The following is a 17,952-nucleotide window of genomic DNA, read 5'->3' as shown; positions in this document are numbered from 1 at the left end:
TGCCTCCACCGGCTTACGCTTTCAGACAAAGGCGTAAGCCGCCATCGACAAACTGCCGTAACGCCACGCCTCATGCCATTTATGCGCCCGGGCTGCCGGCCCTGCCGCACCCAGCGCAACAAACAGCGGAGCGAGATGCTCGCTACTTGGGTGTGCCTGACGCGCATGGGGCGCCTGCTGCTGCCAGTCCAGCAGCCCTTCGCGCCGGCCGCTTTGCAGCGCATCGTCCATCCACGCTTCAAACGCCAGCGCCCACTGTGGCGCGAGGCTGCCATCCGCCTGCAAGGCAGCCAGATTGTGCACCAGGCCGCCCGAGCCCAATACCAGCACGCCTTGCGCCGGTAAACCGGACAGCGCATCACCCAGTGCCAGCAATGCTTTTGCATCTGCCCCATAAGGCAGCGCCAGTGTCAGCACCGGCACACTGGCATCTGGCCACATATGTTTCAGCGGTACCCATGCGCCATGATCCAGCCCGCGCATGTCATCGACAGCATAAGCGATGCCGGCCTTGTCCAGTGCGCCAGCAAGCTCGGCCACGCCCTCGTGGCTGCCGTGTGCCGGATATTGCAGCCCATACAAGGGGGCGGGAAAGCCGGAAAAATCATGGATCGTCGCCGGCTGCGCAGCGCTACCGATAACGGGTTGCCTAGCCTGCCAGTGCGCCGACACCACCAGCACCGCACGCGGCGTCGCGAAACGCGCGGGGAGCGAAGCCAGAAACTGTGCGTCGGCGCCCTCTTCCAGCGCCAGCGTGGGCGCACCATGGGAGATAAACAAGGTGGGTAAACGCATGACTGAACCTCTGTAGCGGATTGTCGCGGCTTGAATCAGGCCAAGCCGCTCACAGCATTACTGCGCCTTGGGTGCTTCCAGCGCAATATCCAGTTTCACTTCGTCGGCAATACCCGGCAGATAGGTCTTCATGCCGAACTCGCTACGCTTGAGCTGGCCGGTGGCATTCACCCCCCAGGTCTCCACCCCGCTCATAGGATTGGCCTGCTTGGCGGCAAAGCGCACCTTGAGCATCACCGGCTTGGTCACACCCAGCAACGTCAGTTTGCCGTCGATAACGGAAGGCTTGCCATTCGTGAAGATCACCTTGTCCGAAACGAAACGCATGGCCGGATATTTGGCCACATCAAAAAAGTCGGCACTTTTCAGGTGCTCATCACGCTTGGCCAGATGGCTGTTAAGCGTGGCAGTCGGAATAGTCACATCCACCTTGGCTGTTTTAGCCGCCTCATCGACCAGCAAATTGCCCTTGATCTGGCTGAAAGTACCGCTTTGCAGCGACATACCCAGATGATTGACCTCATAGCTGGCCGTGGTGTGGGTCGGGTCGATTTCATACTTGAGCGGTGCGGCATAAGCGGCGCTAACGGCAGACAAAATCAGGCTGGCAAGCAGGGTTTTTTTCATGGTGTGCTCCTTCGGGTGTATTCAGGGTTGAATCAGGGTCAGACGGAAATTGAGTTTGACAATATCGGACACGGTTTCGGTATCACGCCAGCTGCCGTCGCCGATATTGAATGCCAGACGTGAGACGGGCAGCACACCGTCGATCAGCAGTTTCTTGCCCTGCACCTTGGCTGTAAACGGTGCGGCAATCTCGCGAGTAACCCCCTTCAGCGTCAGCTTGCCGCGCACTTCGAAACGCTCAGGTGCCAGTTGCTTGAACTGGCCTGCAACAAAACGCGCCTCGGGGTAGCGTGCAACATCAAACCAGTCCGGTTTTTTCGCTTCATTCACCGCGTCGGCCGCCGGCAAGGCAATACTGGTTGTGGCAATACGGATATCGGCACGGCTGGCGGCCAGTTTGGCCGGATCAAAATTCACCTCGGCCTTAAAAGCGCGAAAGCTGCCCTTCATCGGCACGCCCATCTGGGTCAGCGTGAAATCAAGCCGGCTGGCAGTGGCATCCAGCACTTGTGCTTGCGCCCAGAGCGGCAGACACAGCGCGAGCGCCAAAATCTGTTTTTTCATCATTACATCCTTATGGTTGACGCAGGCGCATACGAAAGAGCAGGCCGTCGCGATCGAGATAGTGGTGCTTGAGGGCGGCCAGCACATGCAGGCCAATAAAAGCGGCCAGGGTATAGGCCAGAAGCGTATGCCAGAAGGCAAGGCGCTCGGCAAGTTCAGGGTTGGCCGCAACCAGATCCGGCACGGGCACTACCGTAAACAACACCAGCGGGATCCCCTTGGCCGAACTCATCAGCCAGCCAGTCAGCGGCACCGCCAGCATCAAGCCATACAACGCCAGATGCCCTGCGTGGGCGGCGCCCTGTGCCAGAGGGCTCATATGGCCAGGCAAAGCCGGTGCACCATAGCGCAGACGCGCCGCAAGACGCATGATAACCAGCAGCAACACGGCAAATCCCGCCCACTTGTGCCAGGCCAGATAGCGGAATTTGGCTGGTGACAAGGAAAGACCCGCCACATAAACCCCGCCGGCAAAGGTCGCCACGATCAGAACTGCCATCAACCAATGCAAGCACACTTGCAGTGGCGCATACGCTTTTGCTGCCATCACCTACCCCTCCTTGTCATATTGCGCACTGTATTGGCATTTGAGATCGCGATAAACTACCGAAAATGAAATGAATTAATGCGAAAAGAAGAACAATGGACAAACTAGAAGCGATGCGGGCGCTAGTTGCGGTAGTGGATCAGGGCAGCTTTGTCGGAGCGGCAAGCCAGTTGGAGCAAGGAAAAACCAGGCTCTCGCGCTTGGTAGCCGATCTGGAAATGCAACTGGGGGTCAGGCTGATGCAGCGCACCACGCGACGCCTGTCACTAACCGAAGAAGGGCTACGCTATGTCGCACGCTGCCGCGAGGTTTTGCAGGCCATTGCCGAGGCGGAAGCCGAAGCGGCCAGCCATAGTCTGGAGCCGCGCGGCCTGCTGCGCATGAGCGCGCCCTTAAGCTTTGGCGCGCGCTATCTGGCCCCCTTGTGGGCCGAATTTGCCGCGATTCACCCCGATATACGGCTGGACATCGACCTGTCCGACCGCAAGATAGACCTGATTGAAGACGGTTTTGATCTGGCCATCCGCATCAGCAGCGAGCAGCCCGACTCACAGCTGATCGTGCGCCAACTCTGCAGCGCCCGTCTGATGGTGTGCGCCAGCCCCGACTATCTGGCCAGTCACCCGCCACTACAACACCCGCAAGACATCACGCAACACGCCGTAATCGACTACAGCTATGCCAGCCAGCGCCAGCTATGGATATTGCAAAACAAAGAGGAAGTATGCAGCGTCCGCGTGGACTCGCGTCTGGTGGCGAATAATGGTGACGTTTGCCGCCAGTTTGCACTGGCGCATCTGGGACTGGTGCGCCAGCCCGGCTTTATCGTTGGGGAAGACATTGCAGCCGGACGCCTGCTTGAAGTGCTGCCGCAATGGAGTGCCGGTGAAGTGGCCATTTATGCGCTCTACCCCAGCCGCAAATATCTGCCGCTCAAGGTCAGAACCATGGTGGACTTTCTACACACCCGGCTGGATGCGGCAGCGTGGAGCGGAGCGGCACGAGTGGTTTAACAAACCGGCCCGGCTTGCTGGGCAATCAAAAACCAACAGCACATCAAGACCATTTCCACCACAATAAACACATAAAAAAACTATAAACATCAGTGTGTTATCAATATAAAAACATCAAAAATTAGTCCCATTAAATCTGAGCGTAAAATCATTTGACATAGATCAAGCCCGGCTTTTCTGACTAGTCCTAATTTTTACTTAAAGGAGCACCACAAACAGAAGGGGGATATATGAAAAGCAAACACTTACTAGCCATCACGCTACCTGTCATTCTGGCTGCTTGCGGCGGCAGCGGAGGTAGCAGTTCAACGGCGACGGCAACACAGACGGGCGTATTCAAGGACAGCGTAGTGGCGGGTGTCGCGTACAAAACGGCGACACAATCCGGCTACACCAATGAAAAAGGCGAGTTCCGCTATTTGCCGGGTGAGAGCGTAACCTTCTCCATCGGCGGCATCCAACTGCCTGAGGCCAAAGCCGCTGCGCTGGTCACACCCTTGATGCTGGCAGGGGACGACGCACAGGCAAGTGCTATCGCGATCAATATCGCACAATTGTTGCAAACGCTGGATGATGACGGCAATCCGGAAAACGGCATCTCGATTTCACGCGCCCTGCTTGAGCAGCTAAAAGCTGTGAATCTGAACGTCAAATCACCAGACTTCGACACTGCAGCGAGCACGGCATTGCCCAAACCACTGGTTACCGAAGACAAGGCCGCAGCGCATATGAATGCGGCACTGGCGACCGCAGGAATTGCCGGGTCGTGGCGGATGACACAAGGAGATACCGACCCACTGGTACTGCTGACCTTCCTGCCTGATGGCACTTATGTCATGGCCCAGGATGGCGACAAGGATAGCAGCGGGCAATCGGGTATTGAGCGTGGCAGCTATAACTGGAATGCCAGTACTGGCGAGTTTAAGGCTCGCCCGCAGCTTGACACCAATGGTGAATGGGGGCTTTCCCATCCGCAAGGTACGTTCAATTTCACACTCAAGGATGGCGTTCTTCAAGTCAAGGACAATCAAGCTAGCCACCAATTTGAGCGTTTGACACCTTTTGCAGAGAAGCCGTTGTTTGGTAGCTGGACTGTTAAAGCCGGAAATAACGATGTGCTACTGACCTTCTACAACACCGGAAAAACAACTGGAGTCACCAAGTATCTGATGGTGGAAACAGGTAGCAATGGATGTGATCTTGTAAGTAAAGAGAAGCCCAGCGCATGTAATGGCTTTGAAATCGGCAAGTACACATGGGATAGCAACACCCTGAACTACCAAGTTCTGAAAGACCAGACCGGCTGGTGGGGTCTATCGCACGCCAGCGAAGCCACCGTGGATAAGGGTGATTATGGCAATCATGTGTCCTCGGTTGGTATTGACCAGACATTGCCACTGACGGTAAGCGGGGATAGCCTTACATTGACTGCGGCGGATAACACTACCCAACCGATGGTATTCAAACGCGTCAAATAATTGACGCACCCCATAAATAAAGGCGCATGCAAGTCGTGCGCCTTTTTTGCATCCCGCAGGGACTGCGATAAAAAGGTCAATCAATTGACCTCGACGCGGTAGTTCAGTTCACGTAGCGGCATCGCTTCCCATGGCCGCAAATAGCGCAGTCGCAACTGCGTGATACCCTCCTTGTCGGCCACAAAAGACCAGGTTTCGACCCCGCCACTGCCCGGCATGCTGCCATTCGCCACAAATTATGCCTCGCCCTGCTGCGCCAGCACCGGTGCAAAACCCGAGGCTTGCCAGACATAGCCGGTAGATGGGGTAGCCGGCACAGCCAGCAGCAAGCGCTGGCCGCGCTGCATCTGCAGCGTCAAGCCGTTATCCGCCTCCCCTATCCGTAACGCCTGCCCGGCATCTGTTGATGGCGGAGCCTGGACAGCTTGCGACGAGGCGCACCCACCCAGCAGCACGACGCTTAATAGCAAAAAACTGATCCTGTACATGATGACTATCCTTATCCGGCTCGGGCGACAACATAGGAGCATAGCAGAGCATTCATGCCGGCAGCCGTGGGGCAAAATTGGGCCAAAACGCAAAAAAGCCCTAGGGGCTGTTGACGTTTCACATTGGCAGCCATAAAAACGCACACGCCATGGCCACCACGCTTTCGTAATTACGCTTCAACTTATCGTATCGGAACGCCACGACTCGGTAATGCTTCAGCCGCGCAAAGGCGTTCTCCACCAGATGTCGGCAACAATACAGCCCCCGATCCAGATCCGCATTTCCCTTGACCGAATTCCGTTTTCTTGGAATGACAGGGCGCGCTCCCTGTGCCTCAATTTGGCGCCGAATACGCTCACTGTCATAGCCTTTGTCTGCCACGATCACCTCGGCCAATGGCAGTTGAGCAATCAGTTCGGGGGCAGCGGTACAGTCGTTGACCTCACCCCCGGTAACTTCAAACGCCACAGGCAAGCCATACGCATCCACCGCCAAGTGGATTTTTCTCGTGTTACCTGCTTGACTTTTTCCGATGGCCTCAGGCTGCTTACCGGCTGCGCCGGTGCTATGTTGGTGGGCTTTCGCATAGATTCCATCGATGAACACCCACTCGAAATCGGGATCAATCAATAAGGTCTTGAAAATTCTGAGCCATTTGCCGGCAGCAGACCAAGCATTGAAGCGCTTGTAGATCGAGTTCCAGCCGCCAAAAGCGCTAGGCAAGTCCCGCCATGGGCAACCGACGCGCATGAGCATCAATCGTGGCATTGCAAACCTGCAGGGAGATCGGTGTAGGAGCCTTAATTCTGCGGGTTTGCCCCTCTCTTTTCTCCCCCTGCCTCGAAACGTCAACAGCCCCTAGTTATGCATGAAAATTACCGAGACCCTGCCAGCGCCCCCAACCACAGGGGCTCATCGAGCCAAGCCTCATCGCAATTGGCGCCCGGTCCCTTACGATCCAATACCAGAAAATCGCTGATAGCATCCAGTGCCAATAACGAGTGGTGCCAAACTGCACGATTGATATTCACCCCCTGAGAAGCCTCGGCCATAAATAAGCGGATCGAATTTGGATCAGGCTTTGGCGACGGCATGCCAACCAGCACCAGAAATGGCCGGCCCGATAGCGGGATAAATGCCTGGGACGCCAGCGGATGGCGTTCAAGTAGCGCGACCGAGCGCGGCAGCGGGGTCGGCTGTGCACGGAACACGCTAGCGATCAGTTCACCGCCGAAACCGGGGTCCAGTCTGGCCAGATCATGGTAGCGGGTGCAGCTTCCGCCGTTGATCGGATAGTGAGACGCCAGGCTACCGGCTTCAATGACCTGCCCGAACGGCGCGAAGGATGCCGCAGTCAGTGCTTCCAGCTGCAAGGTTTTCATGGCAAATCGACCGGTTGGCCCCACACGCGGAGCCGAGATACGCCTCCGTCAGGATGCAGATTGAACCGCACATGCGTCACCGCAGCCGCTCCCTCCAAATTGAAATGGTGAATCGAATCTGCCGACAGTGGCTGTTCGGATAAAAGCGTAGGCCAGAATTGTGACTGCGCAGGCAAGGCAGCCGGAGCGGCATCAGGCAGCCATGCGCCTTGCAAGGAGCAGCGATCCGGAAAATTTCCCTTGAAGTGTGCGGTATCGACTTCGATCAGCACCGGTACGCCAGGCGCACCCAGTGCGATCACGCACCAGTCGTGCCCCGGTTCACGCCGCCGTCTCGTCTCCCAGCCATCGCCCATATCCAGACCTCGGCCTGGCAGCAGTAATTTGTCCGGCGTCCCGTAATGCGCGTCATTCCAGACCGCTGCCCGGGCGCCGCCAATCAAGGCCGACAACTCGAACAGGCCAGCCTCGTTCGGCAACTGGGCACCCTGCCGGGGCTGCCCGTAGACACGTAAGCGCGCCACGCCGCCGTCGGGAAAAATATGTAGCCGCACATGACTGAACAACTGCGTATGGCTATGCAATGGCAACAAATGGTGGGCATTCCCTGTTAACGCCGTAACAGGCAGTAGTGTTTGCCACGACGACTCGAGCAGCGGGTCAGCCCCGACAAGACAGCCCTCGAGCGCTGCGGCCGGCGGGTAATTGCCGGTAAAAAAGCTGGTATCGATATCCACGCCTACAAGCTGCCCAGGGCAAGCCAATCGCACCACGCACCAGTCATTTCCCCCACTGCGGCGCCGGCGCGACTCCCAACCGTCCATCCATTTGCCGTTATCGTCGTAGCGACCAGGGAAAAACTGTGCTGCATCCGGAGCCAGCAAGCGAGACATGGGCGCAAAAAAATCATCAGAGCAGGTCAGCGCCACCGCGCCGAGGCGCATATCGGCAAGGTTGACGCTGTTGCGGGCCCAGGCCGGCAAATCGGCCGCAGGAGCTGTCAGGGGAGGAATCATGGAGCGCTCCTTGGTATAAACGGATGATGTAAATGCCAGTGACGGGCAATATCGACTCGACGGCAGACCCAGATACGGTCGTGCTGTTCAAGGTAATCAAGAAAGCGCTTCAGCGCGGCAAAGCGGCCCGGGCGCCCAAGCAAGCGGCAATGCATGCCTATGGACAGCATCCGTGGCGTGTCGCCGCCTTCGGCATACAGCACATCGAAACTATCCTTCAGGTATTGGAAGAACTGCTCGCCGGTATTGAAACCCTGTGCGGTGGCGAAGCGCATATCATTGCAGTCCAGCGTATAGGGCACGATCAGGTGCGGATGGCGGGCACCGCCGAGGGTCTCCACCTCGGTCCAGAACGGAAGTTCATCGCCGTAATAGTCGCTGTCGTACAAAAAACCGCCATGCTCGACCAACAAGCTGCGCGTGCTCGGGCTGTCCCGCCCGGTATACCATCCCAAAGGGGGTGCGCCGGTCAGCCGTGTGAGTACCTCCACTGCACGTGCCATGTGCGCGCGCTCGGTTTCAAGATCGACCGTCTGGTAATGAATCCAGCGCCAGCCATGGCTGGCGATTTCGTGCCCAAGCTCGACGCAAGCCGCGGCGATTTCTGGTACGCGCTCCAGCGCCATGGCTACGCCGAATACCGTCAGCGGCAAGCCACGCCGCTCGAATTCACGCAGGATGCGCCACACCCCGACCCGCGAACCGAATTCATAGATAGACTCCATCGACAGGTGCCGGTCAGGGTAGGCGGTGGCGCCGATGATTTCTGACAGGAACTGTTCCGAAGTCGCATCCCCGTGCAGGACGGAACACTCCCCCCCCTCCTCGAAATTGAGCACGAACTGCACCGCCACTCGGGCAGCACCCGGCCATTGCACGGCAGGCAGATTGCGGCCGTAACCGGTCAAATCACGCGGATAGGACGTCATCACGGCTGACCCCCTTGCCCCTGTGCAGCAAACCAGCGGCTAATCAACTGCCGCTCGCTTTCGGTCATCTGGGTCAGATTGGCCAGCGGCATGGTGCGGCTGAGTACAACCTGCTGGTGAATGCGCACCGCATTAGCCGCGATGGCATGACGGTCATCCAGACGTAGCCCGGCCGGCGGTGCGGCAAACCCGGCTTGCGTCGGCTTTGCTGCATGGCAGGACACGCAACGCTCTGTCAGCACGCGCTGCACCTGAACCTCATCCACTCCCTCAGCGCGCACGACGGGTGCAGCGGGTTGCGGTGCGACACGCCATGCCACCAGCGCCAGTAGCAGACAGGCTCCCAGAGGAAATCGCCAATCGGCCACGCCATGGTGGCGTCTATTGAAAAAATGGCGGATAAGAGCACCGGCCAGCATCAGCAGCCACAGTACCAGCCACGATTGCTCCTGCTGGTAAAGAAAGGCGTAGTGGTTGCTGATCATCGCCAACAAGACCGGCAAGGTCAGGTAGTTGTTGTGCAACGAGCGCTGCTTGCCGCGTAAACCATCGCTTACATCCGGCTGCCGCTGTGCCGCAATGGCGGCGACCATTCGGCGTTGACCGGGGATGATGACCCACAGCACATTCCCTGCCATCCAGCAGGCCAGCGTCGCGCCGGTCAGCAAAAACGCGGCACGGGGTGCAAAATATTGTGCAAAGGCAAAACAGAGCGCACCGACTAAACCGAGCAAAAGAGACGCTAGCACAACAGGCTTGCTGGCAAACACGCGACACACGCCTTCGTACAGCACGGTACCCAGCAATAGCCCCCCCAGCGCCAGCATGACCGCCTGCCATTGCGCCAGCGCGGCCACCGAGGGATCAACCAGATAACCGGGGCGAAGAAAATACAGCGCAGTGAGCAAGGCCATCCCGGACAGCCAGGTCGTGTAAGCCTCCCAGCGGAACCAATGCAGTTTCTCGGGCAATACCGGCGGCGCCAGCCGATACTTTTGCGGGTTGTAGAATCCGCCGCCATGAACGGCCCATAATTCACCGCTGACGCCTTTCGCCTGCAGTGCTGGCTCCTGCGGTGGGATCAGATGATTATCCAGCCAAACAAAATAAAACGATGCGCCGATCCAGGCGATCGCAGCGACTACGTGTAGCCAGCGTAATAGCAAACCGGCCCAGTCCAACCAATATCCATCCATGTGTCGGGTGCTCCCTTATGTTGTCTTGGCGATTATTCGACGTTTTCCACATTCGGGGGGCGATACCCTTTATTGCCATTCCCACATATTTGCCATGTGCGTTACCCGTTATCGAAATACACATAAGGGGCATATGTGGTTTTTCGCATTGGCGTAAAAACAGCTGATATCGATAATTCAGGGCATACCTACCATGGAGGAAGTTTTTAATGCCCACGCTGCTTCTGCCCAGCGCGCTTTCCCGTCTTAACCACGCTGATTTCATCGCCGCTCTGGCCGGCATTTACGAACACAGCGACTGGGTCGCTGAACGGGCTTGGGATGCGCGCCCGTTTGCAAGCCGTGAATCGCTGCTGATCGCGCTTAACCATGCCATGCTCGATGCCCCCCCCATCCAGCAGCAACAGTTGATCTGCGCCCACCCGGAACTGGCTGGCACTGCCGCGAACGCGGGACAATTGAGCCCGGCATCGACACAGGAGCAAGAGAAGGCAGGACTGAGTACGCTGGATCAGGCTGCGCTGTCTTGTATGCAACGCCTCAATGCCCGCTATCGGGAGAAATTCGGATTTCCATTCATCGTCGCAGTACAAGGACGCACCTCGGAACAGATCGCAAACGAACTGGAACAGCGCCTGCAGCAAACGCCAGCTGAAGAATTTTCTGCCGCACTACAGCAAATCGCGCTGATTGCCGGCTTCAGACTGGCAGCGCGTGTCGCGGACGAGGGCTGAGCGGCTCATCGTCCCGCATCGTCGACATGACCTGATCCCGGAACCAGCGATCCGCCTCGCTGTAATGGCTGCGCTCGTGCCAGAGCAAGTAGTAGCGTACCGCAGGCAACGACATCGGCAGCGGCAAGTATTCGACCGGCAGCAAGCCGGCATAATGCTCGGCAAACTGCCGCGAACAGGTAAACAGCAGATCGCTTTGCAACAATAGATAGGGCGCTAAGTTGAAGTAAGGCACCTGGGCAGCCACATGGCGGCGCAGACGCTCGCGCGCAAAGTACATGTCGAGACTCCCCCGTGGACCGGCACTATGCGGCGTCGGTGCCAGATGCCCAGCCCCCAAATAGGTATCAGTCGTCAGCCCGCTACCCAGCAAAGGATGCCCACTGCGCATCAGAACCACGAAGTCCGTCTCGAATAACGGCGCTGTGCGCAGATGCTCGGGAGGCTCCGGCCAGTTGCCGATGACGCAATCAATCTCCCCGGACTCCAAGGCGCCCAGCCAGTCATAATCCGGACCTAGCGCATGCATCGTAATCGTCGCGCCAGAAGCCAGACGATTCACACGCCCGACCAGACGCCCCAGGTGCCCTGCGTTCAGGTAATCCGGACTGGCGATACTGAATGCCTGCCGCGTTTGCGACGCCTCGAATGGAGGCTTACCGACAAAGGTCATCAGCTCGAGTTTTTCTAGTGCTGCCCTTACCGTGTCGTGCAACGCAAGCCCGAGCGCGGTGGGCGTCATCCCAAAACGGCCCCGTACCAGTAGCGGATCGCCACTGATTTCGCGCAGACGCTTGAGCGCTGTACTGACCGCCGGCTGGGACAAGCCCAACTTGAGCGCCGCGCGCGAAACACTACATTCGTTCAACAAGACGTTGAGTACCTTCAATAAGTGAATGTCTACCCCGTCCCACGATGGAATGCCGCGCATAACCCCTCCCGTCCTGTGTGCCACACCATGAGCCAACAGCTATTGGCGTATTGCTGGTTGATATACAAAACGAACAAAGCACGCGCCATGCCACAAGCGAACAGGAGCGTCGGAGAGCACGCTCAGGCGAGATAGAAGCAATAGCTTTATTTAAGAATGCCGATACCGTTTATCGGTACTTGAGGCTACCGCAGGAACGGCACTTGCTAGAGACTGGCATCGACATCATCCAGCGGGCCGTTGCCATGGGAAAACTGACCACCCACATTCTCGACACTAGCCGCGGACTGCCTGCAGCCGGCATACCCGTCATCCTGCTTCAGGATGGACAAGTACTCGCCAGCGCACACAGCAATGCCGATGGCAGGCTAGACATTCCGCTGCTGCAAGGCCATGCCTGGCGAAGCGGCCGCTATACCCTGCGCTTCTTAGTCACCGATTATCTGGGCGCGAAAGGGTGCATCCCGTTTTTTGACCTGATTGATATCCACTTTTTGGTCGATGACTCCGCGCCCTCGCTGCACCTGCCGCTATTGCTATCGCCCTACGGCTACAGCACCTACCGGGGAAGCTGAGCCATGACGCACAACCGCTCCACCGTTCGCTTCTTGCTGGACGGCAAAGTCGTCGAAATTCAGCAGTGGATGCCTACCACGATGCTGCTGCCTGTGCTGCGCGAGCAGCTTGGCAGAACCGGATGCAAGGAAGGCTGCGCCGAAGGAGATTGTGGTGCATGCACGGTTCTTGTCGGGCGCGAGCATCATGGACAAGTCCGCTATCAGAGCGTCAACGCCTGTATCCGGCCGCTGGCGCTGGTAGACGGCTGCGAAGTCGTCACGGTCGAGTCGCTCGCCCCCGCTGGCATGCCCCTGCACCCGGTACAACAAGCGCTGATACAGCATCACGCATCGCAATGCGGCTTCTGCACGCCCGGGATCGCCATGTCGCTGGCCGGACGCTATCTCGAGGCAGGACGTCCGGACCGGCCGCAAGTTCTATCCTGCCTATCGGGAAACTTGTGCCGCTGTACCGGTTACCGCCCGATCGTCGACGCCGCGCTGGCGATGGATGATTACCCCCCCACATCCCACTGGAACAAGCTAAGCGGATGCGAGCCATCAAAGCTGGCCGCGATCCGCGCCCTCGATGATGGCACCACTTTAGTGCAGGAAAGCGCAGGCCATATTTTCGTCGCCCCGCGCACACAGGCAGAACTCTCTGGCTGGCTTGCGAACCACCCCGATGCCACGCTAGTGGGCGGTGCCACCGACATTGGTGTCGCCATCAACAAAGCCTTTTTTGCCCCGCGGATACTGATCGCCTTATTGCGGGTGCAGGGTCTGGGGGAAATATCCACCGATGCAGAAACGATCAACATCGGTGCAAGCGTCAGCGTGGCCGATGCGTTTACCGAACTGACCACGCACTACCCTGAGCTGGCAGAGCTGGGCGATCGCTTCGCTTCGCCGCCGATCCGGCACGCAGGTACGCTGGCTGGCAATCTGGCCAACGGCTCGCCCGTCGGCGACGCACTCCCTGTACTGCTGGCATTGGACGCGGAACTGTCTCTGGTTTCGGTGCAGGGCGTGCGGCGCATTGCGCTGCACGGTTTTTACACGGGCTACCGTCAAAACCTGCTGCGCGCTGGCGAATATCTCTCTGCAATCCATATACCGTGTCCACGACCGGGACAGCGCATCGCCGCGTACAAACTCGCCCGCAGATACGACCAGGACATCAGTGCAGTCAGCATCGCGTTCAGCGCCAGCGTACAGGACGGATGCCTATCCCAAGTCCGCCTGGCATTTGGAGGGATGGCGGCCTGCGCCAAACGTGTATCCGAACTCGAAGTGGCACTGGAGGGAGCGAGTCTGGAGCGTGTCTGCGCAGCCGGCATCGACACTTGGCTGGGGCAGGCGCTCTCGCCACAGTCCGACCACCGTGCCAGCGCCGACTACCGCATGGCGGCGGCCAGCGGTCTGCTCAGGCGGGCACTACAGGAATGGCAGGGCAACGATGCGGGCCGGATTCACCATCTGGAGGCAACATCATGAATGCCCCGCTCTCGCGCACCAATACCTGCGTAGGCCAGGCCATCCAGCATGAAAGCGCGCACCTGCACGTGACCGGGCACGCTCACTACACCGCAGATGTGCCCCTTCCGGCAGGGGCCTTGCATGCTGCGATCGCCTATAGCCCGCATGCGCATGCACGGTTCAGCACCATAGACTGCACGGATATGCTGGCTGCCCCCGAAGTAGTCGGCGTGCTCACCGCCCGCGACATTCCCGGGCAGAACAACTATGGCGGAATCCGCCCTGACGACCCCTTGCTGGCCGAAACACTGGTTGAATACGCCGGCCAGCCCGTTTGTCTGGTGGTGGCAGACAGCCACCTCGCAGCACGACGCGCGGCCCGAAAACTTTCGGCAAACTGGCAGCCGCTTGCCGCCATCCTCGATATCGACTCTGCCCTCGCCGCGGACAGTTTTCTACTGCCAACCGAGACCCTCGTCCGGGGCGATGCCGATGCGGCACTTGCAATCGCGCCCAGACACTTTAGCGGCCAGTTCGAAATGGGCGGGCAAGAACACTTCTATCTGGAAGGGCAAGTCGCAGTCGCCATACCGGATGATGACAAAGGCGTATGCATACGCTCATCGACCCAGCACCCCAGCGAGATCCAGCATATCGTCGCCCATGCACTATGCCTGAGTGCCAGTCAGGTCACCGTTCAGTGCCGGCGCATGGGAGGCGCTTTTGGCGGGAAAGAGTCGCAGGCCGCACTGGTCGCCACGCTGGCAGCACTCGCGGCACGCCACTTCGGACGCACTGTCAGCCTGCGCCTGGACCGCGACGACGATATGCTCATCACCGGCAAGCGGCACGACTTTCGGGTACGCTACCAAGCGGGAACTGATGCAGCGGGGCATCTGCTCGCACTGGACATTGAACTGGCCTCACGCTGCGGCTACTCGGCCGATTTGTCCGGCCCGGTCAACGACCGCGCCATGCTGCATATCGACAACGCCTACTGGCTGCCGGCCGTACGCGTTACCTCGCACCGGCTAAAGACGCATACCGTCTCCAACACAGCATTCAGGGGATTCGGCGGACCTCAGGGCATGCTGGCGATCGAAGCGGTTCTCGATGATATCGCACGCCAGCTAGGCATCGACCCATGGACGGTACGCCGGCGTAATCTGTACCAGCCACACCAGCACACGCCCTATGGTATGAGTGTCGAGGGTGCACCGCTTGCGAGGCTGGTCGATACGCTGGCCGAAGACGGGCGTTATGCGGATAAACGCCGGGCAATCGACGCATTCAACGCAGCCAGCCCCTACGTCAAACGGGGACTCGCACTGACCCCGGTCAAATTCGGCATCTCGTTTACCGCCACACACTACAATCAGGCCGGCGCATTGCTGCACATTTACACCGACGGCAGCGTGCTGATCCACCATGGCGGTACCGAGATGGGCCAGGGGCTATTCACGAAAATCGCCCAAATCGTCGCGGAAGAACTTGGCATCCATATCGACCGGGTACGCGTCTCAGCGACCGATACGGCCAAGGTTCCCAATACATCGGCCACGGCAGCCTCTTCAGGCAGCGACCTGAACGGACAGGCGGCCGCAGCGGCGGCAAAATGCTTGCGTAGCCGCCTGGAGGCATTCGCGGCCACCCGCTTTGGTGTGAGTACCGACGACATCCGCTTTGCCAACGATGATGTTTTTGCCGGCGCACATGTGCTGAGCTTCGAGGAGTTGGTCAAAGCCGCTTACTTTGCCCGTATTCAGCTCTTTGCCACCGGCTATTATGCAACCCCTGATCTGGCATATGAAAAAGGCAGCTTTCAGGGGCGCCCCTTTTACTACTTCGCCTGTGGTGCCGCGCTAGCCGAAGTGGCCGTCGACACGCTAACCGGCGAAATGCGCACGCTGTCACTAGATGTACTGCACGATGCCGGTCATTCGCTCAACCCCGCCTTGGACATCGGCCAGATTGAAGGAGGCCTGATGCAGGGACTAGGCTGGCTGACCATGGAACAACTGGTCTGGAAGAATGACGGTACGCTCGCCACACATGCACCCTCGACCTATAAAATTCCGAGTGCGCGTGACTGGCCTGAGGCGAGCAGGATTCGGCTGCTCCAGCACGCCCCCAATCAGGCGGATACGATTCATCGCTCGAAGGCGATCGGCGAGCCTCCGTTCATGCTCGGCATGGCCGTATTCTTTGCCGTACGCGATGCAGTTGCAGCCTGTGCGTCTGAGCACTGCAGCGTTTCCCTGAATGCACCTGCCACGGAGGAGGCCATTCTGGTTGCGGTGCAAAAAGCAAGGACACCGCAATGAGGACCATTCGCGTCACCGTCGCGGCGACCCGCGGATCGGCACCAAGGGAGGCTGGAGCGAGCATGTCCGTTGATGCAACGCACAGCCGGGGCAGCATCGGTGGAGGACATCTGGAATGGCTGGCAATACGTATGGCCAGAGACATGCTATGCAATGAACAGCCGGCAGCGTGCTGCCAACGCTTTGTACTGGGCGCAAGCCTGGGGCAGTGCTGCGGCGGAGTGGTGGATCTGTGGTTTGAACAGGAAATCCCCTCCCCCGCACCAGCCGCCCGCTGGCGCCTTAGCCGGGTGGGCGCGTTTTCACCCATTCACTTCACGCATGCTGGTGACGCCCCGCAATGGTTGGCGCCTAGCTTGGCTGCCTGGCAGCCGCCCCTGCGCGTGCAGTTGCTGACCCACCTAGGCAAGCAGTACCTGCTCGAGTCTCTACACGACGACCGCACCCCGCTTTGGCTGTACGGCGGCGGCCATATTGCGCAGGCGATGCAGCCCATGCTCGCATCCTTACCGTTTGCAACCACCTGGATCGACAATCGGGATGATGTCCTGCCTGCGATGAATACACCGAACATCACACCGTTACCAAGCGATGACCCTGCCGCAGAGGCCTTACTTGCGCCAGACGGCGCATTTCATCTGGTGATGACACACGACCACGCGCTGGACTTTGCCATTGTCCATGCATTGCTCGCGCAGGCGCGGCCGGGCTTTGTCGGCCTGATCGGCTCAAAAAGCAAGCGTGCCCGCTTCCTAAACAGGCTGGAGGCAAGGAACATCAGCGCGCAGCAGCGTGCTCGACTGTGCAGCCCCATCGGCGTGGAAGGGATCAAAGATAAGTCGCCAATGGCTATTGCCGTGTCGTGCTGCGCCCAGCTATTGCAGTTACGAGAACAGAAGATGCTTATGCAATCGAACACCTCAGCATACGGCAAGAACGTCCTGGCGACAGCCTAGACGACCACGGGATCATCAAACGAACTGAGATAAAAAAGCCGCCCGAAAAATCGGGCGGCAATATCAGGCATCAGAAATGCCACTCGGCATGAATCGACGGCGCACTGGTTTTAGTCCCTTTACCAGGCGGATTACCGAATTTGTTATGCCAGTATTCGTAACCGGGGCCGACAAAAACCACTCCCTTATGACCGGCCACCAGTTGACCAACATCGGCTAGCAGTGCGGTGCGGACCAAGGTTTCCGGCTTGGTTGAACCGCCAAAACCATCCTTGCCCTTTTCCCCTATGTAATCGGCAAAACCCTTGAACACAAACGGTGCAGCGCCGATCTGGAACGGAATACCCCACGACAGGTTGACATTCCAGGTCGAGTCAAAGTGTACATTCCGCTCTTTTGCCCCCGGAATTCCGTTGTGATTCGTTTCGTCGCGATACAACACACTCAGGTCAAGAAATCCCGGCACATCAAACTTCAAGGTTGGACCGGCCACCAATACCCGAGGCCTCGGCGCAAACTGAGTATTCTTGCTACCTGCATTGAACCCGGCGGTAAATGCAAAATCCTTTATCGGGCCCAATTTCCAATCACGGGAAAAAACCTTGTTCAGCGACAGTTGCGTCCGATAGACCGCATACAACTCTTGGGCACCACTTGACCCAGCTCCGGCAGCCGGATCTTTAGAGTCCGACATCAAGACATCGATATTGAAGAAATTACTGCCGTATCGATATCCGCTGGCATGGGTCAGCGAAACAATATTCTTGCTAAATTCAGCATCGATAGCAGGCTCGGTGTACTGATTACTCCAACGATACCCGATAGATGTGTCACTCCAATCTGCGGAAAAAACGGGAATTGAAAACGAGCACAACATGCCGGCACATAAAAGCATCTTGAATTTGGCCATACAAACTCCTTTGGATTGTGGCGTC

At 58.4% G+C, this 17,952-nt stretch carries 20 protein-coding genes; 7 read left to right on the top strand and 13 right to left on the bottom strand.

The annotated features are described in order from the left end of the window. Window positions 1-21: 21 nt before the first annotated feature. The 4 genes from GQF02_RS08900 to GQF02_RS08885 are packed head-to-tail and all read right to left on the bottom strand — an operon-like array spanning window position 22 to window position 2,533. Entirely contained in the window at window positions 22-795 is a 774-nt protein-coding gene (locus tag GQF02_RS08900; RefSeq protein WP_160796481.1) for a DODA-type extradiol aromatic ring-opening family dioxygenase, read from the bottom strand. Window positions 796-852: 57 nt separating this feature from the next. Continuing rightward, on the bottom strand, window positions 853-1,422 hold the full coding sequence (locus GQF02_RS08895; RefSeq protein ID WP_160796479.1) for a YceI family protein: 570 nt from the start codon (window positions 1,420-1,422) through the stop codon (window positions 853-855). A gap of 21 nt (window positions 1,423-1,443) precedes the next feature. Then, window positions 1,444-1,986, bottom strand: a complete 543-nt coding sequence (locus tag GQF02_RS08890) for a YceI family protein (RefSeq protein ID WP_160796477.1) — start codon at window positions 1,984-1,986, stop codon at window positions 1,444-1,446. 10 nt (window positions 1,987-1,996) lie between these two features. Continuing rightward, the gene (locus GQF02_RS08885; RefSeq protein WP_160796669.1) at window positions 1,997-2,533 is read right to left on the bottom strand and encodes a cytochrome b; all 537 of its coding nucleotides are present in this window, start codon (window positions 2,531-2,533) and stop codon (window positions 1,997-1,999) included. A gap of 95 nt (window positions 2,534-2,628) precedes the next feature. Here GQF02_RS08885 and GQF02_RS08880 point away from each other — a divergent pair, with 95 nt between their 5' ends. Further along, entirely contained in the window at window positions 2,629-3,546 is a 918-nt protein-coding gene (locus GQF02_RS08880) for a LysR family transcriptional regulator (RefSeq protein ID WP_160796475.1), read from the top strand. A gap of 230 nt (window positions 3,547-3,776) precedes the next feature. Continuing rightward, window positions 3,777-5,024, top strand: a complete 1,248-nt coding sequence (locus GQF02_RS08875; RefSeq protein ID WP_160796473.1) for a hypothetical protein — start codon at window positions 3,777-3,779, stop codon at window positions 5,022-5,024. An 80-nt stretch (window positions 5,025-5,104) separates the two neighbouring features. Here the strand turns inward: GQF02_RS08875 and GQF02_RS08870 are convergent, their stop codons facing one another. The 7 genes from GQF02_RS08870 to GQF02_RS08840 form a co-directional block, all read right to left on the bottom strand. Further along, on the bottom strand, window positions 5,105-5,257 hold the full coding sequence (locus GQF02_RS08870) for a protease inhibitor I42 family protein (RefSeq protein WP_160796471.1): 153 nt from the start codon (window positions 5,255-5,257) through the stop codon (window positions 5,105-5,107). Window positions 5,258-5,260: 3 nt separating this feature from the next. Next, complete coding sequence (locus GQF02_RS08865) at window positions 5,261-5,512, bottom strand: hypothetical protein (protein ID WP_160796469.1); 252 nt, start codon at window positions 5,510-5,512, stop codon at window positions 5,261-5,263. A gap of 118 nt (window positions 5,513-5,630) precedes the next feature. After that, window positions 5,631-6,368, bottom strand: a complete 738-nt coding sequence (locus tag GQF02_RS08860; protein WP_407924825.1) for an IS5 family transposase — start codon at window positions 6,366-6,368, stop codon at window positions 5,631-5,633. Between the two features lie 20 nt (window positions 6,369-6,388). Continuing rightward, the gene (locus tag GQF02_RS08855; RefSeq protein ID WP_124734599.1) at window positions 6,389-6,895 is read right to left on the bottom strand and encodes an ureidoglycolate lyase; all 507 of its coding nucleotides are present in this window, start codon (window positions 6,893-6,895) and stop codon (window positions 6,389-6,391) included. Continuing rightward, entirely contained in the window at window positions 6,892-7,911 is a 1,020-nt protein-coding gene (alc, locus tag GQF02_RS08850; RefSeq protein ID WP_160796467.1) for an allantoicase, read from the bottom strand. The genes GQF02_RS08855 and alc overlap by 4 nt, the downstream gene beginning before the upstream one ends. Further along, on the bottom strand, window positions 7,908-8,840 hold the full coding sequence (gene puuE, locus GQF02_RS08845; protein WP_160796667.1) for an allantoinase PuuE: 933 nt from the start codon (window positions 8,838-8,840) through the stop codon (window positions 7,908-7,910). The genes alc and puuE overlap by 4 nt, the downstream gene beginning before the upstream one ends. Further along, complete coding sequence (locus GQF02_RS08840; RefSeq protein WP_160796465.1) at window positions 8,840-10,036, bottom strand: urate hydroxylase PuuD; 1,197 nt, start codon at window positions 10,034-10,036, stop codon at window positions 8,840-8,842. Before GQF02_RS08840 ends, puuE begins: the two co-directional genes overlap by 1 nt. Before the next feature lie 209 nt (window positions 10,037-10,245). On the opposite strand from GQF02_RS08840, the gene uraD reads away from it, so the two are divergent. Next, entirely contained in the window at window positions 10,246-10,770 is a 525-nt protein-coding gene (uraD, locus tag GQF02_RS08835; protein WP_160796463.1) for a 2-oxo-4-hydroxy-4-carboxy-5-ureidoimidazoline decarboxylase, read from the top strand. On the opposite strand, the gene GQF02_RS08830 is transcribed toward uraD, so the two are convergent. Continuing rightward, window positions 10,736-11,701: a LysR family transcriptional regulator gene (locus tag GQF02_RS08830; protein WP_160796461.1), complete on the bottom strand. Its 966-nt coding sequence runs from the start codon at window positions 11,699-11,701 to the stop codon at window positions 10,736-10,738. The genes uraD and GQF02_RS08830 overlap by 35 nt on opposite strands. Window positions 11,702-11,904: 203 nt before the next feature. Between GQF02_RS08830 and uraH the strand changes: the two genes are divergently transcribed. Genes uraH through xdhC form a run of 4 tightly spaced genes read left to right on the top strand, consistent with a single transcriptional unit; the run spans window position 11,905 to window position 17,017 of the window. Continuing rightward, entirely contained in the window at window positions 11,905-12,276 is a 372-nt protein-coding gene (gene uraH / locus GQF02_RS08825) for a hydroxyisourate hydrolase (protein ID WP_235930127.1), read from the top strand. Between the two features lie 3 nt (window positions 12,277-12,279). Continuing rightward, window positions 12,280-13,755 carry a xanthine dehydrogenase small subunit gene (gene xdhA, locus GQF02_RS08820; RefSeq protein ID WP_160796459.1) on the top strand — a complete coding sequence of 492 codons (1,476 nt, stop codon included), beginning with the start codon at window positions 12,280-12,282 and terminating at the stop codon, window positions 13,753-13,755. Further along, a complete protein-coding gene (xdhB, locus tag GQF02_RS08815) occupies window positions 13,752-16,061 on the top strand; it encodes a xanthine dehydrogenase molybdopterin binding subunit (protein ID WP_160796457.1) in 2,310 nt (769 codons plus the stop codon). The genes xdhA and xdhB overlap by 4 nt, the downstream gene beginning before the upstream one ends. Next, entirely contained in the window at window positions 16,058-17,017 is a 960-nt protein-coding gene (gene xdhC, locus GQF02_RS08810) for a xanthine dehydrogenase accessory protein XdhC (RefSeq protein ID WP_160796455.1), read from the top strand. The genes xdhB and xdhC overlap by 4 nt, the downstream gene beginning before the upstream one ends. Before the next feature lie 70 nt (window positions 17,018-17,087). Here the strand turns inward: xdhC and GQF02_RS08805 are convergent, their stop codons facing one another. Then, entirely contained in the window at window positions 17,088-17,927 is an 840-nt protein-coding gene (locus GQF02_RS08805) for a hypothetical protein (protein ID WP_220789400.1), read from the bottom strand. Window positions 17,928-17,952: the final 25 nt, after the last annotated feature.

Source organism: Craterilacuibacter sinensis (genome assembly GCF_009831765.1).
GTDB lineage: Bacteria > Pseudomonadota > Gammaproteobacteria > Burkholderiales > Chromobacteriaceae > Craterilacuibacter > Craterilacuibacter sinensis.
Note: the sequence above shows the minus strand (reverse complement) of the source record. Positions and strands in the feature narration are given on the sequence as shown.

Bases quoted from the DNA above. Each gene is read 5' to 3' on its own strand.
- GQF02_RS08900 (WP_160796481.1), bottom strand. From the start codon at position 795: ATGCGTTTACCCACCTTGTTTATCTCCCATGGTGCGCCCACGCTGGCG.
- GQF02_RS08895 (WP_160796479.1), bottom strand. From the start codon at position 1,422: ATGAAAAAAACCCTGCTTGCCAGCCTGATTTTGTCTGCCGTTAGCGCC.
- GQF02_RS08890 (WP_160796477.1), bottom strand. From the start codon at position 1,986: ATGAAAAAACAGATTTTGGCGCTCGCGCTGTGTCTGCCGCTCTGGGCG.
- GQF02_RS08885 (WP_160796669.1), bottom strand. From the start codon at position 2,533: ATGGCAGCAAAAGCGTATGCGCCACTGCAAGTGTGCTTGCATTGGTTG.
- GQF02_RS08880 (WP_160796475.1), top strand. From the start codon at position 2,629: ATGGACAAACTAGAAGCGATGCGGGCGCTAGTTGCGGTAGTGGATCAG.
- GQF02_RS08875 (WP_160796473.1), top strand. From the start codon at position 3,777: ATGAAAAGCAAACACTTACTAGCCATCACGCTACCTGTCATTCTGGCT.
- GQF02_RS08865 (WP_160796469.1), bottom strand. From the start codon at position 5,512: ATGTACAGGATCAGTTTTTTGCTATTAAGCGTCGTGCTGCTGGGTGGG.
- GQF02_RS08855 (WP_124734599.1), bottom strand. From the start codon at position 6,895: ATGAAAACCTTGCAGCTGGAAGCACTGACTGCGGCATCCTTCGCGCCG.
- alc (WP_160796467.1), bottom strand. From the start codon at position 7,911: ATGATTCCTCCCCTGACAGCTCCTGCGGCCGATTTGCCGGCCTGGGCC.
- puuE (WP_160796667.1), bottom strand. From the start codon at position 8,840: ATGACGTCCTATCCGCGTGATTTGACCGGTTACGGCCGCAATCTGCCT.
- GQF02_RS08840 (WP_160796465.1), bottom strand. From the start codon at position 10,036: ATGGATGGATATTGGTTGGACTGGGCCGGTTTGCTATTACGCTGGCTA.
- uraD (WP_160796463.1), top strand. From the start codon at position 10,246: ATGCCCACGCTGCTTCTGCCCAGCGCGCTTTCCCGTCTTAACCACGCT.
- GQF02_RS08830 (WP_160796461.1), bottom strand. From the start codon at position 11,701: ATGCGCGGCATTCCATCGTGGGACGGGGTAGACATTCACTTATTGAAG.
- xdhA (WP_160796459.1), top strand. From the start codon at position 12,280: ATGACGCACAACCGCTCCACCGTTCGCTTCTTGCTGGACGGCAAAGTC.
- xdhB (WP_160796457.1), top strand. From the start codon at position 13,752: ATGAATGCCCCGCTCTCGCGCACCAATACCTGCGTAGGCCAGGCCATC.
- xdhC (WP_160796455.1), top strand. From the start codon at position 16,058: ATGAGGACCATTCGCGTCACCGTCGCGGCGACCCGCGGATCGGCACCA.
- GQF02_RS08805 (WP_220789400.1), bottom strand. From the start codon at position 17,927: ATGGCCAAATTCAAGATGCTTTTATGTGCCGGCATGTTGTGCTCGTTT.